Below are 15,814 nucleotides of genomic sequence, written 5' to 3' on the forward strand. Positions count from 1 at the left end.
AAACAGTGCCTTGGCAATACCGTCTTCCTGCCGGTGTGTGAACCGGCAGGGCGGGGTCAGCGGATGCGTCTGCGGTTCAGGCGTGACTGGAAAGCCACGGCGACGTCACGCAGGCGCACCACCTTCAAGGCATCGAGCGTCATGACATAGACCAGCATGCCGAAGACGATCAGAGCCATGAGCATGCTGAAACGCCACACGCCATGCCAGGAAGGCAGGTCGGGCGCCGCGAGTTTTTCTGAAGCCGCGACCCAGAGCGCCATCATGACGGCGGCCCCCATAATGCGGAGCGCGCGGCCTTTGAGGAGCGGGTCTGCGATGAACAGTCCGCGCCGGTGCAGAATGATGGCGAGGAGGGTGCAGTTGGCGAAAGCGGCAATCGTGCTGGCCAGCGGCGGCCCGATATGGCCCAGCGGGCGATACAGCAGCAGGTTGAGGACAAGGTTCAGCCCCAGTGTGAAGAAACCGATACGGACGGGCGTGACGGTGTCGCCTTCCGCGAAAAAGGCCGGGGAGAGAACCTTGATGAGAACGAAGGCAGGCAGGCCGAGCGCATAGGCCTGAAGGCACTGGCCGGAAAGGAGAGCATCTGCGACGGTGAAATGACCGTAACTGAAAAGAGCGGCCATGATGGGGAAGGCGAGGACGATCATGCCAATCATGGCGGGCAGCGTCAGGAGCAGCGTGTAATCGATGGCGCGGTTGACGCTGGAATGGACGGCAGCGCGGTCGTTATTGGCGATATGGCGGGTCAGGAGCGGCAGAAGAGCCGTCCCGGCAGCCGAGCCCAGAACGCCGAGGGGAAGCTGGTTGATACGATCCGCGAAATACAGGATCGAAGGCGTTCCCACAGGCAGGTGGGTTGCGATGATCATGTCCACGGTCAGATTGATCTGGGTGACGCCGGAGCCGACAAGGCCTGGCCCCATGCGGCGCAGGAGCGCCCGCATGTCTGCCGACAGGCTGGGCCATGTCAGATGTGGCCCCATGCCTGCGCGATGGGCGGCCCAGTAGAGAGCGCCAAACTGCACGATGCCTGAAAGCGTCACGCCCCAGGCGCTCACGACGGCGGTATTGTGCCAGACCAGAGCACCGAGGAGAATCGCCGCGATGCCGATGATGTTGAAGGTGACGTACGCAGCGGCTGCGGCAGTAAATTTCCCAAGCCCGTTGAGAATGCCCGAGACGAGGGCCGCGCCGCAGATCAACAGCATGTAGGGGAACGTGATTCGCGACAGATGCACCGCGATTTCGAAACGGGTGCCGGTGAGGCCCGAACCGATGAAGCTCACAACCAGTGGCATGAAAATTTCGGCAAGGATCGTCAGCAGTGCAAGCCACAGCATCAGGCCGGAGAGCGCCTGACCGGCGAAGCGCAGGGCGGGCTGCGGGCCTTTTGTTTCGTAACGCTCGGTGAACATCGGCACGAACGCCGCGTTGAACGCGCCTTCGCCGAAAAGACGCCGAAACATGTTGGGCAGCCTCAGCGCGATCAGGTAGGCGTCCTGAACGGGGCCGGCACCAAGGAACGCGGCGAGAAGCTGGTCACGAACGAGGCCGAGGACACGCGAAAGCATGGTCCAGCTGCCGACTGTCAGGAAATTGCGAAGCATTTCCTGATCCTAGCCTATCATTCAGCGCCGCAACATATGCTCCGTGACAGGAAAAACACGCCGTGGCGGATTGGCCTCAGCGCAGGATCGTTTCGCGGTTGTATGGGGTCGTGCTGCTGCGCTGCGAGGGGCCCATGCTGGGGCGCACGGCAGCAAGACCGATGCAGAGCAGCGTGACTTCCAGCATCAGCATGGCGCTGGCCCAGAAAATGCCGGACAGGCCAAGGAAAGTCGTGACGTGATGGGCCACGGCCGGGGTTAGGGCACCAAGCGCCGCAACCACCAGAAGGGGCAGGATCGGACGGAGTGCTGAGTCCTTCATAACGAATCTCCTGTCACATTTCTGACTTGAACTGTGACGGATTTCGATACGGATATTCAAGGAAAAAAGACGATAGCCCACATCTCTCCTGTGTGAGAGCGGCCCGTCAGTTGCTCAGGATAACCCTGCGGATGGCTTCCTCGACCCGGTTGGAGGCCGGTTTGGCCAGCGGGGTGAACCAGTTCGCAAGATTGCCGTCGCGGTCGATCAGGTATTTGTAGAAATTCCAGCGTGGGCGGGCGAGGAAGCCGCCCTGCTTATCAAGCCACTGAAAAATCGGCGTAATTTCAGGGCCGCGGACATGCTGTTTGGCTGTCATGGGAAAAGAAACGCCGTAGTTGCGGTAACAGAAAGTCTTGATATCTGCCGCAGAGCCGGGTTCCTGCTCGCCGAAATCGTTTGACGGAATACCAATGACCATCAGACCATCCGAGGTGTCACGGCCATAACGGGACCAGACATGCTGGAGATCTTCATATTGCGGAGTAAAGCCGCATTTTGAAGCCGTGTTGACAATCAGCAGTGGTCGTCCGCGATAGGCCGAAAGGTCGATCGTATCGCCGGACAGGCCGGGAAGGCTGAAATCATAGGCACAGGTCATGGGGCGTTTCCCTATCAGTCGGGCGGCATCCTAGCGGGTCAGGCGCGTGCAGGCGAGAGAGGAGGGGTGGACAGAACGTGACATGATGGACAGGTTCGGGTCGTTTCAGGTTCAGTTCTACCTGTTTTTCATGAGGAGTTTGCCTGAGTGATCCTGCGCGTCCTTTTCGGCATGGCCGGGCTTCTGTTTCTGGGGGCGCTCCTGTCCAGCAATCGCCGGGCTATCGACTGGGCGCTGGTGGGGCGGGCGTTGCTTTTGCAGGTGCTGATTGCGGCGGTTGTGCTGTGGGTTCCGGCAGGCGCACATGGACTGCATGTCGTGTCCGATGCGGTGACGAAAGTTCTGTCTTTTGGGGATGTGGGCAGTGCGTTTCTGTTTGGTGGTCTTGTTGGCCCGAAAATGGACGGATTGTTCGGCAATGGCGGCTTTGTCTTTGCGCTGAAGGTGCTCCCTGAGATCGTCTATGTCGCTGCACTTCTCGGGCTTTTACAGCATTGGGGCGTGTTGCAGTTCCTCTCGAAGCTGATTGGTGGAGCGCTCTCGCGGATCCTGGGAACGACTGGGCTGGAATCGTTTGCAGCGGTGCTGACGATCTTTCTGGGACAGAGCGAGATACCGATCGCGCTTCAGACCTGTCTTGCGGAAATGTCGGAGGGGGAACTGGCGACCGTTCTGTGCAGCGGAACGTCGTCCATCGCGGGGTCGGTGCTGGCGGGATATGCGTCGCTGGGGGTGCCGATGGAGAACCTGCTGGCGGCGTCTTTCATGGCCATCCCGGGCGGCTTGCTGTTTTCACGCATTCTGTTTCCAGGGCCACGCCGCTCTGACGCGCAGATTGCGGGCGCGGATCACGGGCATCACAGCATGTTCGAGGCTATTGCCGATGGTGCGATGAATGGTGCGAAGATCGCGGTGGCGGTTGGGTCTGTCCTGATTGCCTTCGTAGGGCTGATTGCGTTGGCAAATGGGCTTCTCGGTGCGGTCGGGCTGTCGTTATCGTGGATTCTGGGCATGGTATTTGCGCCTTTTGCCTGGCTGCTTGGCGTGCCGTGGAGCGAGTGTGTCGTGGCGGGGGGGCTACTGGGGCAGAAAATCGCGTTCAACGAGTTCGTGGCTTATGTGAACCTGTCGCCGCTGATCCACGCCCATGCGCTGTCGCAGCGGACAATCACGATCCTGTCCTTTGCCCTGTGCGGATTTGCGAATATTTCGACGATCGGCATTCTGATTGGCGCGTTTGGCAGCGCGGAGCCGCGTCGGCGGACGGATGTGGCATCGCTTGCCGTGCGGGCTGTCCTGGCGGGAACGCTGTCCAATGCGATGAGCGCGGTTATTGCGGGGCTGTTCGTCTGATTTTCGGCAGATCACGAATCTCTGATCGGAAGATTTGCCTGACCTAAGTTAAGATGAGAATAGTTATCATCTGACTTTGCAAAGACTGTGAGTGCCCATGCGTCGTTCCGGATTTCTGACCCTTCTTCTGGCCTCCGCCATAGCCATCCCTTCTCTGGCCTGTGCGGCAGACAGCGTTTCGGGAGAACTGAAAGGGACGGATGGCGCGTCTCATGGGATCGTGACCGTGACGGATGCGCCAAAGGGCGTTCTGCTGCGTCTTCAGGTGCAGGGGCTGACGCCGGGATGGCACGGCATTCATTTTCATGAAAAGGGCAACTGCGCGGCTCCGAAATTCACCAGCGCGGGCGCGCATGTCCATGCGACAACGCCGGTGGTGCATGGCCTTCTGAAGGCGGATGCAAATGACGCCGGTGATCTGCCGAATCTGTATGTCGCACCGGACGGGACCGCGACGGTTGAGCTTTATTCCACGCTGGTTTCGCTGAAGGGCGGCAAAGCTCTGCCTGCGCTGATGGATGCCGACGGTGCATCTGTGGTGGTGCATGCCAAGCCGGATGATTACCAGACCCAACCGATTGGTGGTTCGGGCGACCGGGTAGCCTGCGCTGTTCTTCACTAAGGCGCGGCGTTATTCCCGGGTCGGGGGGCGGTCCAGCAGAAGATGGCGCGCTTCCTCGATCGAAACGCCTTCGTTAAGGAGGCGGGTGACGGTCTCGATAATCGGCACCCGTACGTTATGTTTGCGGGCAAGGGCGAGCATCGCGGGCGCGGTCAGAACGCCTTCCGCGACTGTCGTGCGTGAAGCGAGAATGTCCGCAAGCGGGCGACCTTCGCCAAGTTTCAGGCCCACGCTGTAATTGCGTGAACCGCGACCGGTGCAGGTCAGAATAAGATCCCCCATGCCCGCGAGGCCCGCAAGCGTGCTGGCGCGACCTCCAATGGCTTCGGCGAGGCGGCCGATTTCGGCGACAGCGCGGGTGATAAGGGCCGCGCGGGCGTTTTCGCCCAGTCCAGCGCCGATCGTGATGCCTGCGCCGATAGCAATGACGTTCTTGGCGGCTCCCGCAAGCTGAACACCAGCGGCGTCATCGCTGGCATAAAGACGAAAGCTGGATGTGTTGAGGAGCGCCGTGAGGGTCTGTGCAAGCGCAAGGTCCGCGCAGGCCAGCGTTGCAGCAGCGGGGAGGCCCTTGGCGATTTCGATGGCAAAGTTCGGACCGGAAAGAACGCCTGTCGGGCGGTTCGGCATGGTCTGGGCCAGCACATCGAGCGGCAGGAGAGAGGTGGCCTGTTCCAGCCCCTTACAGCAGGTCACGACCGGAACGGCCGGGTCGAGCACGGTCTGAAGCCGCGTTGAGACATCGCGGGCGGTCTGCACCGGGGTTACGAGCAACACGACATCGGCGGTGCGCGGGAAATCTCCGGTAATGGTGACGGTGTCGGGCAGGGTGATGTCTGGCAAACGCGGCAGGGTGCGGGTTCCGGGCGGGACCGGGTTTCGCATCCAGAGCGTGACGTCCGCGCCGGTAGCCGCCATGGCGCAGGCCAGCGCGGTTCCCCAGGCTCCAGCGCCAATAACGGCGATATGCGGACGTCTGCTCATGATTATTCCTTTGCCAGCCGTTCGATCGTGATCTGGATATCTTCCGCGTCCGGAGAACGCAGGCCGACAGCAAGGGCTTCGAGAATATTGCGCGCCTCGTCCTCAAAGCCAAACGGGGCGTTGACGACCAGCAGACCACAACCGTTCAGGCGGGACGGATCGACCGGCGGACGCAGCAGAAACTCGCAGGCGAGCATATCCCGGATGCCCGCATCCTGAAGGGCCGTATAGAAAGCGCGGACGGGTGTACGGTGCTTGATCGGATACCAGACGGCGACGATCCCGGCGCGGAAGCGGTTACGGATCAGGGCAACAGCCTCTGCACAGCAGGCGAAATCGTCCGGTTTTTCAAACGGCGGATCAATGAGAATGAGGCCGCGCTTGAAGTCCTTGGGCGGGAGAAGCGCGCGCAGGGCTTCGTAACCGTCACGGTGATGAACGGCGGCCTGCGGGTCGGCGTGAAAGAGACGGCGGAGGGGGCGGACGTCTTCAGGATGCAGTTCGCAGGCAATAAGCTGATCCTGCGGACGCAATTCGGCACGGGCGAAAGCCGGGGAGCCGGGATAGCGGTGTCGGTCCTGCACGTTGGGGCGAACGGCGTCGAGATAATCCGCAATCGCGGGGGCTGCAGGATCGTCAAGCAGGCGGCCGATGCCCGCGCGCCATTCCCCGGTCTTCTCGGCTTCTTCTGACGTGAGGTCGTAGCGGCCGCATCCGGCATGGGTATCGAGGACGACGAAGCCCGCCGGTTTACGCTTCAGCGCCTTGATGAGTGCGAGAAGCAGGGCGTGCTTCATGCAATCGGCAAAGTTTCCGGCGTGATAGATGTGACGGTAGTTCAAGATGTCTGTTCCGGGGTGGAGGCGGGGAACTGCCTGAGGATGACGGGATCGTTGATTTTGTCATCGGCAGCGAGAAGGAAGAGTTTCGACAGGATGACCGAGAGGGTTTGGTCGTCGTCGAAGGGCAGGGCGATGCTGGATTTCTTTTTGCGGGGGTCGGGTACGATGCAGATATAGCGCCGGTCGGGATCGAGGAAGATGTTCCCTGTTCCGATATGGATCTGGTAGCTGTGCAGCACGCCGCGGACATGGACATGCGTGTCGGTGAGTTCCAGGCGGTCCGCGATGGTGAGGCGGGGGAGTATCCGTTCAAGCGTCTCATAGCGGATGCGGGCGCGGCCGTTGAGGGACGTGGTTTCGTCCTGCCTCCACATGGCGAGATCACTCAGGCGGCGCCATTCGCCGATGGAACGGCCTTCCGCGCCGTCGAGATAGGTGACTTCGAGGCCGATGGAGGCCACGCTCACGAAGAGGTCCAGATCGCGCATGACTTCCGAAAAAATCAGCGGCGGGACGTTTTCGAGGGGAACAGTGTCCTTGCCGATGGCGAGCTTTTTGCCGCCGTCGTGACGCCAGGAGCCCTTGTCCGTGACGGTGCGGAACTGAACCCGATCAGTGAGGATATGGGTGAATGTTCCGTGCTGGAAAGCGGCCTGACCGTCGACGCCGGCGGTCCAGATTTCGGCATGCAGACCGGCGGCGGGAATGGTCAGGCTGGTGGGATCGCCCTCGCTTGAGGGCATGTGCATGCTCAGGGTGCGCACGCGCCAGCCGCGCTGGCGGCCGAGTTCGACAGACTGTGCCTGACGCAGGACCTGCTTTGCGTAGCGAAGGGAGGCCGGGGACGTAGCGCGCTCGGCGTCCGTCAGGACATAGGTTTCGCGCCAGGCCTGACGGATGGGCTGGATGAGGGCGATGGCTTCCAGCGTGTCGCGCCACTGGCTGACGAAGGCCATATCAGCGTCCAGCGGGTGCCAGAGTGTAAGGGTTTCGTCGTCGCGCAGGGGGGCGGTCGGGGTGCCGTTCGGGGCGACGGGTGTGCCGTTCGGGAAGAGGACGGTGCGCTGTGTGCCGTCGGGCGCGGTGAGGGTCCAGATCTGGCGGTGGGCGAGCCAGGACAGGACGGGATGGGCCAGATAGTTCGTGCGGAAACGTTCGGCAGTCCAGCTTTCCTGAGTGAGCCAGGAGCGTTCGAGGCGCAGGCGGTGGGCCTGCATTTCCTTTGTCAGGGCGCGGGCTTCTTCCCTGAGTTTTTCATAGGCGCGGATGGTTTTGAGCTCGGCTCGGATCGCGGGAGGGACCGGGCGCAGTTCGGTGCCATCGGCGGAGAAGAGTGTGACCGTGCCGGAGCCGTTGGTTTTTACGGAGAGGGTCGCGGTCAGGCCGTTGGGAAGCGGAACGGCCCGTTCATGATGGCTGTCGAGGTCGTGGGTATAGGCGGAGCGTTCTTCGAGTTCGGTGATGCTGGTGCCGGATTTTTGTGCGGAGTCGGCCAGGGCGGCGTTGATCTGGCCGAGCATCAGGGAATGACGGGTTTTCTGGCGCAGGGCGATCTGTTCGTTGATGGCGTCGCGGTCTGCGGTGAGGCCCAGAGCCCGGATGATGCGGTTGAACTCGAAGACTTTCTCGTTCTTCTGGAAGTTTTTTGCCAGTGTGCTGAGGAGTTGCACATCTTCAGGCTTGCCACTGACAGCGACGAGCCAGAGGCAGCCGCACAGGATTTTATTGAGCTTGAGCAGTTCCGTTGGAGGGCGTTTGCCAAGGTTTTGTAGTCCCAGTGCCGCAGTGTCCATTCGCCAGAGGGTCTCTTGTTCCGGTATGAAAGCGTCTGGCTTGGCGATTAGTTCGTAGGCCGCTTCCCGAACGGAGCCTGTGGCCTTGATGCGGTTGTTTGCATGCAGGATGAGGATGGGAAGAATGGTGGCCCGATAGAGCGGACCGTCGATCCAGCGACCGTCCGCCGTATCGAAATCGCGAAGAATAGTACGGGCCAGGGTCAAAACGTCCTGTCCGTCAGGGGCGGCGAGAATGGCAGCTCGGTCGTGCAGGGTTCTGACAGAGGGTGTAACATTATCGGGGGTGGAGAGGCGATCAAAGACGGGATCGTCCACATTGCTCGGATACAGGGTCAGGCGAATGATGTACTGGCGGATGAGGCGGAACGCCCCAGGGCGTTCGACCGGAACCCGGACATAATCTGCTCGGGCCTGGGCTAGCCATTTCAGATCTATGATGCGATGGGATTCGGAATTCACGGACGGGACTGGACCCGAGCCGAATATTTCGAAGCGGGTCCAGCAGGAATGGCGTTTCGCCAGTGGAATGGGAGCTTCGGGATCAAGGCTCTCGCGAGAGAGACGCTCCAGCCATTTCGGAGACGCAGGCCGTGGCGCGGTGCCCATCGTCTCGGGCAGGAAATAGGCGGCGAGAGGAATGGTATCGCTGAGGTATTGGTACGCATGCTCCCTAAAGGCGTAGCCTTTGTAGTCGCATCTCTGCTGTTCGTAGAGTTCGACCCATTTTTTTCTGGCGTCTTCGAAAACCGTAGGGCAGCGGGAGCGCATCAGGGCGCGCCACTCAATGAAGGCCTGTTCCATGTCGCCGACTTTTGACAGGAGGCGATAGAGCGGACCACCGGGCAGGGAGGCGACAAGCGCTGGATCACGCTGCTGCATCTCAGCCTCCGACCAGCGGGATGAGGCGCATAAAGGTGATGGTCATGTCCGGGCTGAGGGTGATGCCGTCATCCAGATGCGGAATCTGATGGTCATTGATGATGACCAGATAGGCCCGGCGTTCAAAAGCCTTCAGGGCATGGTCGATGGCGGCTTCCACTGTTTCGATACAGGGCGCGCCCTGCGGAACGAGGGCGGTCTCTTCGTTCTCTATTTTGCCGCCGTTGTCCCATTCGAGACGGACGCGTTCTGCGATCAGGTCCCGCACGCGCAGATGTCTGCGGGCTTTCCAGTCAAAGCGCAGGGCGGGTCTGCTGATGCCGGTTCCGGTCTCGTCGCGGATGAGGATGGCGGTCATGAGGCTTCCTGTTCAGGCGTGAGCGGGAGTGCGTTCAGAGAGCGGCCAGCGGGGGCGGGCGGCGGTGTCGATGTCGTTGGGTGTTTCGCCTGCATGAAGACGCTCAAGCGCAGCCCACGCAACCATCACCGCATTATCCGTACACAGCCGCAGAGGCGGGGCGAAGAAAGGGATGCCGTGATTGGCGGCGACCTGTTCGAGCGCATGACGCAGGGTTTTGTTGGCCGCCACGCCACCTGCTACCACGAGCGCCGTGGCATTCGGGCTGAGGGCGAGGGCGTGTTCCGCACGGTCTGCCATCACATCCGCGACGGCGCGCTGGAAGGAGGCGGCGACGTCTGCTGCGAACTGGCGTGGCAGGGCATCGCGCGTTCCGGTCGGATCCTGCGTGTCGATTAGACGGCTGACGGCAGTTTTCAGGCCCGAGAAAGAGAAATCGCAGCCTTCGCGGCCTTTGAGCGGTCGGGGAAGCGCATAGGCATCGTCCCGGCCTTCGGTGGCAAGTTTTTCCAGCGCAGGGCCGCCGGGCCAGCCGAGGCCAAGCATCTTGGCAACCTTGTCGAAGGCCTCACCGGCGGCATCGTCGATTGTGCCACCCAGACGGACATAACGGCCCGTCTGTTCGACCGACACGCACTGGCAGTGGCCGCCCGAGACAAGCATCGTCAGGTAGGGAAAGTGAAGCTCCGCTCCGAGACTGGGAAGTCGGGGCGTGAGAATATGGGCTTCGATATGGTTCACGGCCATGAAAGGACGGTTCAGCGCCATGGCCAGCCCCTTGGCGTAGGAACTGCCAACAATCAGGCCGCCAATCAGACCCGGACCGGTCGTGCCAGCGAAAATATCGATGTCGGCGAGCGTCAGGGACGCTTTTTTCAGGACTTCCGTCACCAGAGCGGGCAGCGCGTCCAGATGCGCGCGGGCCGCGATTTCCGGGACGACGCCACCAAGAATGGCATGATCGATCTGGGACAGCACGCTTTCGGCCAGAATGGTGCCGTCATAAGCGAGAATGGCGCAGGCCGTATCGTCGCAGGAGGTCTCGATTGCGAGAAGGGGACGCGCAGGTGTGGGAGAATGAGTAACGGGGGCTGACATCCCCTTATTATGGCCGAGTCTGTCATATCATGACAGTCCCGTGTGAATGGGCTAAAGCTGCCGTTCATGAATGCTCCCGTCCTGCCTTCCGATGCGCTCCAGCGAGTTGCAGCGGAAGCCGTCCGCCGTTCCCATGCCGCTGAGCCGCCGACTGGCCGCAAGCTCCCTCTTCGTGTCGGGTCGCGGGCATCGCCGCTGGCGCTGGTCCAGACGCGCAATTTTCTGACGCGTCTGACGCGGTTCTGCCCGGTCCTGCGCGACATGGGTGCGTTTCAGGAATACCAGATCAGCACTGAGGGAGACCGCAATCAGGTTCAGCGTCTGGCGGAAATTGGCGGTAAGGGACTGTTCGCCAAGGAAATCCACGAGGCACTGGTGGCAGGGCGGATTGATTTTGCCGTGCACAGCCTCAAGGATCTGGAAACCAATCTGCCGCCCGGTCTCGTGCTGGCCTGCACGCTCAAGCGTGAGGACGCGCGCGATGCGCTGATCCTGCGGGACCGGACCGTAAAGATCGATCCCGAACGCCCGTATGACTGCCTGCCCGAAGGCGCGCTGATCGGATGTGCGTCCGTGCGGCGTCAGGCGCAGATGCTGCATGTCCGTCCCGATCTGCGGTTCGGGCTGCTGCGGGGCAACGTGCAGACGCGACTGGACAAGCTGCGGGCCGGAGCGTGCGATGCGACGCTTCTGGCGCTGGCAGGGCTGCGTCGTCTGGGCATGGAAGATCGTGTGGATGTGGTGTTCGAGCCGCATCAGATGCTGCCGGCTTCGGGTCAGGGCATCGTGGGCGTGACGGTTCGTGAGAGCGATCTGGAACTGCGCGAACTGCTGTCCGCGATCGAAGATCCGGAAGCCCGGGCCGTTTCGACAGCAGAGCGCGCGCTTCTGGCGGAGCTTGACGGCTCCTGCCGGACGCCGATCGGAGGCTATGCCCGCATCGAGAAGGGCGTGCTGAAGCTGACGGGCATGATTGCAAGCGAGGACGGCACGTTCCTGTTGCAGCGCCACATCGAAGGCGCGCCGCTCGAAGCCGCCCGTATGGGAACGGAACTTGCGGACGAACTGCGTCGCGATACGCCGTCCAACATTTTCGAAGACATGAGGCGTCCCTGACGCTTCTCTCGGACCGCGTCGTTCTGGTGACCCGGCCGGAGCCAGGACTGTCTGCTACCATGGCGGAAGTCGGGGCGCTGGGCTGGCAGGCGATAGCGTGTCCGATGCTGGACATCACGACACTGGCGCCGGTTGCTCCTGAAAACTTCCGTGCGGTTCTGGTGACAAGCGCGAATGCACTGCCTGCGTTGCGGGACTGGCCGAAGGATAGACTGCTCGTTGCCGTGGGCTCGCAAACGGCGGCGCGGGCGCGTCAGGCCGGATTTATCCATGTTGAAGCGGCAGACGGAGATGCCCGGGCTTTGACCGCATTCTGCCGGATGCGGGGCATTACGGGCGCAGACGTGCTTCTGGCCAGCGGCGAAGGCTACGGTCTGGATCTGGCGAGAAATCTGGAGGTGCAGCGGGCGGAAGTTTATGTGGCCTGCAAGCGTATGACCTTGCCGGAGGATGCGACGGCGGCTCTGCGGGAGCGGCGAGTCGATTCTGTGCTGCTGTATTCCGGGAAAACGGCGGAAGCGTTTCGGGAAGCGCTTGGGGCCGAAGACGTGACGGCACTGTCTGCCGTGCGGGCGCTCTGTCTGTCAGAGGCCATAGCCGCGCGCCTGAACCATAAGGAATGGCGCGCGGTGATGTGGCCCGATCCGCTGGAGCAACTCGGGCCAGTTACCTAAGATCAGGCTTCGACTCAGGCTTCTCCGGCGGGTTCCGGGAACTGCTGGGCGCGCTTGGCCTGCCACAGGGCCACGAAGTCGATCGGCTGAAGCACGACGGGCGGGAAGCCGCCGTCACGCGTGACATCGCTGACGATGGCGCGGACATACGGGAAGATCAGGCGCGGAACTTCAACCAGCAGGATCGGCTCGACCAGTTCCTGCGGCGGGTTGGTCAGCGTCACGACGGCGGCATAGGTCAGCTCGGCGATGAACACCGTACGACCGGCCTGTCCACCTTCCTGTGCGGGCGGCTCGGCAGCTTCGGCGCGGACGGCCAGAGCGACTTCATAGACAGCCTGGTCTTCTTCCAGACGGTTGGCCTGGACGTCGATGTTGACGGAAATCTGCGGGGCAGAGCGAAGCGTTGCGAAAATGGACGCGCCAGCCGGAACTTCGAAGGAAAGATCCTTCGTGTATTGCAGGTTGATGGCGAGCGGCATTGCCGGCACGTTTTCCTGACCCATCACGGTGTTGTCGGCGGTGTTCTCTGACATGCGGTCTCCGGTTCCGCAGGGGCGAACCCCATGGCGGACATCGATTGAAACGATTGCGATCCCTCGGCGGTAGCATGATGTCTGCTGAACGCCAAGACACGCTTCTGGCCGACAGATGGTTGAGATCAGAGGGATTGCACCCTATCTGTAGGGCAACGGATCTTTAAACCGGGCACTGCAAAGTCCGGACAGTGAGAAACAGAGCTTCATGTCTTCTGACGACATTCACCTCCCCGCTGGCCTCATGGCACATGCTGGCCATTCTTTCCCCTGGGACCTCGTGGTCCTGTTCGTGCTCGCCGTGGTGCTGGGTGTGAGGCTTTACCGTGTGCTCGGCCGTCGCGTCGGGATGCAGGGTGTGCGGCAGGAACGTCCGGGCGGTGGCCGGTTTGGTTTTGGACCACAGAAAGGTGCTGCTCCTGATGCAACGCGTCCGGGCGCACCCCCACCACTCCCGGGACAGGCTTCGGGCAAAGGCGATAACGGTGCGTTCGCTGCCACAGTGCCGGATGTGGAGTATGAAATTCCCGCACCTGTGACCCGTGTCGGTGGTGTTCTGGCTGAAATTGGAACGACTTTCCCCGGCTTCTCGCCCTCAGGTTTTCTGAAAGACGCTGAAGACACGTTCCGGCAGGTTGTTCCGGCCTTTGCGGTCGGGGATCGTCCCGCACTGGAAAAACTTCTGACGCCCGCTGCGCTGGAGAGTTTTTCTGCGGCAATCGACGTTCGGACGCAGGCTGGTGAGACGCAGCGGAGTGATCTTCGCGGCGTTGAGAGCCTTTCCATTCTTGATGCGATGCTAGTGTCGGCGGACGACGGGCAGCGGACAGGCCGAATCGAGGTACGGATCGTGTCGCGGCAGGTGAATATCCTGACCGATCGTCAGGGCGAGCCCGTGGTCGGAACAGAAGCCGTCACCGAGTTCCATGATCTGTGGCTGTTCGAGCGTGTGGCAGGACAATCCGATGCGCAATGGCGTCTCGCAGCGTCCTGCCCGGCCTGATCGTTATTTTTTCTGTTCGAGTTTTCTGCCTGTCCGATGAAAAAACTGCTGACTCTGCTGACTCTCGGTGTGCTGTGCGGCTGTACGCCGCAAGAGGCGCCGTCGTCATTTTCGCTTTCTCCCGTAGGATATGATTCGCTTGCCGGATGGGGGCAGGAGGATTTTGCATCGCTGATGCCGCTGCTTCGGGAGGAGTGCCATCGACTGTCACAGTTGCCGCCTGAGACGCTGCTTGGCGGAAGCGACGCCATCAGTTACGGGCGCCATGCTGCCGACTGGGGCAATGCTTGTACCGTGCTGGCGGCAGCAACAGACGCCAAAACGTATCTGGAAACATGGTTCCAGCCTTACGAGATTGGCACTGAGGCGTTCTATACGGGTTATTTCGAGCCCCAGATTCCTGCCTCCCTGACACGCGGAGGGGAGTATCAGACGCCGGTCTATGGCCGTCCGCATGATCTCGTCCGGGCGAAGGCGACCAATGGTCAGATGGTCAGCGGGCGCTGGGTGAACGGACAGTTCGCACCCTATTACGACCGTGCCGCGATTGATGGCGGTGCGCTGGAAGGGCAGGGGCTTGAGATCGCCTGGCTGAAAAACCCGATCGATCTGTCGTTTTTGCAGATTCAGGGCTCAGGGCGGCTGATCCTTCCCGATGGGGGGCAGGTGCGCGTAAGCTATGACGGACGCAACGGGCAGGCCTATGTGCCGCTGGGGCGTGTACTTGTGCAGCAGGGCGAACTGCCTGCGGATGGCGTCAGCATGGATAGCATCCGGAACTGGCTGGAGACGCATCCGGATCAGATGATGTCCGTGCTGGAGCGCAATCCGAACTATGTCTTTTTCCGTCGTGACGACGGTAATCTGGCGCAGGGGCCGAAAGGCGCATTCGGGATGCCGCTGACGGCTGGACGCTCCGTGGCGGTTGACCGGTCTTTGGTGCCGTTTGCGATGCCGCTCTGGGTTGAGACGAAGCTGCCTTATGGCGCGGGCCAGCCCGTCACATGGGATCATCTGGTGTTCGCGCAGGATATCGGGACGGATATCAAAGGTGCGGGACGCGCCGATCTGTTCACAGGGTGGGGTGCGAGCGCGCAGTCCATCGCCGGGAACCTGCATGCACATGGCCGGATGGTGCTGTTTCTGCCGCGCCCACCTGCGGATTCCGGGGCGCAATGATCCGCAGTCGCCGGGAAAAACTCGGTGTTCATACGCTGATCCGGGGAGACTGCACGACGGTTCTCAAGCGGATGCCGTCGCAGAGCGTGGACGTGGTGGTGACGTCGCCGCCCTATAATCTGGGTGTGTCGTACCGGACGTATCAGGATCGACTGCCGGAAGACGCGTATCTGGACTGGCTGGAGGATGTCTGCACCAGTTTGTGTCGCGTGATGAAAGATGATGGGTCATTTTTCCTGAATATCGCAGGATCGTCGTCCCAGCCCTGGCTACCGTTCGAGTTGATGACCCGGCTGCGCAAGCTGTTCGTGCTTCAGAACCACATCACCTGGATCAAGTCGATTTCGGTTGGTGAGATCACCTACGGGCATTTCAAGCCGCTGAATTCTGCGCGTTTCGTCAACCGCAACCATGAGCATGTGTTCCATCTGACCAAGACAGGAAACGTGCCGGTGCAGCGGCTGGATGCGGGTGTACCGTTTACGGACAAGAGCAATATCGTGCGGCGGCAGCACATCACGGACCGGCGGTGTCGAGGCGATACGTGGTTTATTCCCTACGAGACCGTGCGGAGCCGCAAGGAGAAGTTCAGCCATCCGGGGACGTTTCCGGTGGCGCTTCCCGAAGCCTGCATCCGGCTGCACGGGCTGCGGCCGGGCGGCGTGTTGCTGGACCCGTTCATGGGCTCCGGGACGACGCTGGTGGCGGCGGAGCGGATGGGCTGTGTGGGGATCGGGATTGATACCGATACGTCTTATGTGAACGTGGCGCGCAAGCGGGTGCGGGCTGCGATCGATCATGAGGACGAAGATTAATCGACGACACCTGTTTTTCTGAC

The 15,814-nt window shown here is 61.5% G+C and carries 16 protein-coding genes; 7 read left to right on the forward strand and 9 right to left on the reverse strand.

What is annotated here, in order from left to right; genetic code table 11:
- Nucleotides 1-56 precede the first annotated feature (56 nt).
- From murJ to JK176_RS01775, 3 genes are all read right to left on the reverse strand, one after another.
- Nucleotides 57-1,613 carry a murein biosynthesis integral membrane protein MurJ gene (murJ, locus tag JK176_RS01765; RefSeq protein WP_211586095.1) on the reverse strand — a complete coding sequence of 519 codons (1,557 nt, stop codon included), beginning with the start codon at nt 1,611-1,613 and terminating at the stop codon, nt 57-59.
- 76 nt (nt 1,614-1,689) lie between these two features.
- Nucleotides 1,690-1,935, reverse strand: coding sequence for a hypothetical protein (locus JK176_RS01770; RefSeq protein ID WP_211586097.1), 246 nt, complete (start codon nt 1,933-1,935; stop codon nt 1,690-1,692).
- Nucleotides 1,936-2,041: 106 nt separating this feature from the next.
- Nucleotides 2,042-2,536 (reverse strand): glutathione peroxidase, encoded by a 495-nt coding sequence (locus JK176_RS01775; protein ID WP_194261523.1) that lies wholly within the window; start codon nt 2,534-2,536, stop codon nt 2,042-2,044.
- 147 nt (nt 2,537-2,683) lie between these two features.
- Here JK176_RS01775 and JK176_RS01780 point away from each other — a divergent pair, with 147 nt between their 5' ends.
- Entirely contained in the window at nt 2,684-3,889 is a 1,206-nt protein-coding gene (locus JK176_RS01780; protein WP_211586099.1) for a nucleoside transporter C-terminal domain-containing protein, read from the forward strand.
- A 97-nt stretch (nt 3,890-3,986) separates the two neighbouring features.
- On the forward strand, nt 3,987-4,511 hold the full coding sequence (gene sodC / locus JK176_RS01785; protein WP_194266536.1) for a superoxide dismutase[Cu-Zn]: 525 nt from the start codon (nt 3,987-3,989) through the stop codon (nt 4,509-4,511).
- Between the two features lie 9 nt (nt 4,512-4,520).
- Here the strand turns inward: sodC and JK176_RS01790 are convergent, their stop codons facing one another.
- From JK176_RS01790 to tsaD, 5 genes are read right to left on the reverse strand one after another with little or no spacing between them, the layout of a single operon-like run.
- Nucleotides 4,521-5,495 carry an NAD(P)H-dependent glycerol-3-phosphate dehydrogenase gene (locus tag JK176_RS01790; RefSeq protein ID WP_211586100.1) on the reverse strand — a complete coding sequence of 325 codons (975 nt, stop codon included), beginning with the start codon at nt 5,493-5,495 and terminating at the stop codon, nt 4,521-4,523.
- Nucleotides 5,496-5,497: 2 nt separating this feature from the next.
- Nucleotides 5,498-6,337, reverse strand: a complete 840-nt coding sequence (locus tag JK176_RS01795; protein WP_211586101.1) for a 23S rRNA (adenine(2030)-N(6))-methyltransferase RlmJ — start codon at nt 6,335-6,337, stop codon at nt 5,498-5,500.
- The gene (locus tag JK176_RS01800) at nt 6,334-9,012 is read right to left on the reverse strand and encodes a DUF4132 domain-containing protein (protein WP_211586102.1); all 2,679 of its coding nucleotides are present in this window, start codon (nt 9,010-9,012) and stop codon (nt 6,334-6,336) included. The genes JK176_RS01795 and JK176_RS01800 overlap by 4 nt, the downstream gene beginning before the upstream one ends.
- Nucleotide 9,013: 1 nt before the next feature.
- A complete protein-coding gene (locus tag JK176_RS01805; protein WP_211586103.1) occupies nt 9,014-9,370 on the reverse strand; it encodes a hypothetical protein in 357 nt (118 codons plus the stop codon).
- 12 nt (nt 9,371-9,382) lie between these two features.
- Nucleotides 9,383-10,468: a tRNA (adenosine(37)-N6)-threonylcarbamoyltransferase complex transferase subunit TsaD gene (gene tsaD / locus JK176_RS01810; protein WP_211586104.1), complete on the reverse strand. Its 1,086-nt coding sequence runs from the start codon at nt 10,466-10,468 to the stop codon at nt 9,383-9,385.
- A 66-nt stretch (nt 10,469-10,534) separates the two neighbouring features.
- Here tsaD and hemC point away from each other — a divergent pair, with 66 nt between their 5' ends.
- On the forward strand, nt 10,535-11,584 hold the full coding sequence (gene hemC, locus JK176_RS01815; protein WP_194261663.1) for a hydroxymethylbilane synthase: 1,050 nt from the start codon (nt 10,535-10,537) through the stop codon (nt 11,582-11,584).
- 26 nt (nt 11,585-11,610) lie between these two features.
- Nucleotides 11,611-12,258, forward strand: coding sequence for a uroporphyrinogen-III synthase (locus JK176_RS01820; RefSeq protein WP_349291889.1), 648 nt, complete (start codon nt 11,611-11,613; stop codon nt 12,256-12,258).
- Nucleotides 12,259-12,272: 14 nt separating this feature from the next.
- Here JK176_RS01820 and secB read toward each other — a convergent pair whose 3' ends face one another.
- The gene (gene secB / locus JK176_RS01825; RefSeq protein WP_062033330.1) at nt 12,273-12,794 is read right to left on the reverse strand and encodes a protein-export chaperone SecB; all 522 of its coding nucleotides are present in this window, start codon (nt 12,792-12,794) and stop codon (nt 12,273-12,275) included.
- 208 nt (nt 12,795-13,002) lie between these two features.
- Between secB and JK176_RS01830 the strand changes: the two genes are divergently transcribed.
- From JK176_RS01830 to JK176_RS01840, 3 genes are read left to right on the forward strand one after another with little or no spacing between them, the layout of a single operon-like run.
- Nucleotides 13,003-13,797, forward strand: a complete 795-nt coding sequence (locus tag JK176_RS01830) for a Tim44/TimA family putative adaptor protein (RefSeq protein WP_211586106.1) — start codon at nt 13,003-13,005, stop codon at nt 13,795-13,797.
- Between the two features lie 36 nt (nt 13,798-13,833).
- Entirely contained in the window at nt 13,834-14,976 is a 1,143-nt protein-coding gene (locus JK176_RS01835) for a murein transglycosylase A (protein WP_211586108.1), read from the forward strand.
- Entirely contained in the window at nt 14,973-15,791 is an 819-nt protein-coding gene (locus tag JK176_RS01840) for a site-specific DNA-methyltransferase (RefSeq protein WP_077802466.1), read from the forward strand. The genes JK176_RS01835 and JK176_RS01840 overlap by 4 nt, the downstream gene beginning before the upstream one ends.
- Nucleotides 15,792-15,814 lie beyond the last annotated feature (23 nt).

Source organism: Gluconobacter sp. Dm-73 (assembly GCF_018256215.1).
GTDB classification, from domain to species: Bacteria; Pseudomonadota; Alphaproteobacteria; order Acetobacterales; family Acetobacteraceae; genus Gluconobacter; species Gluconobacter cadivus.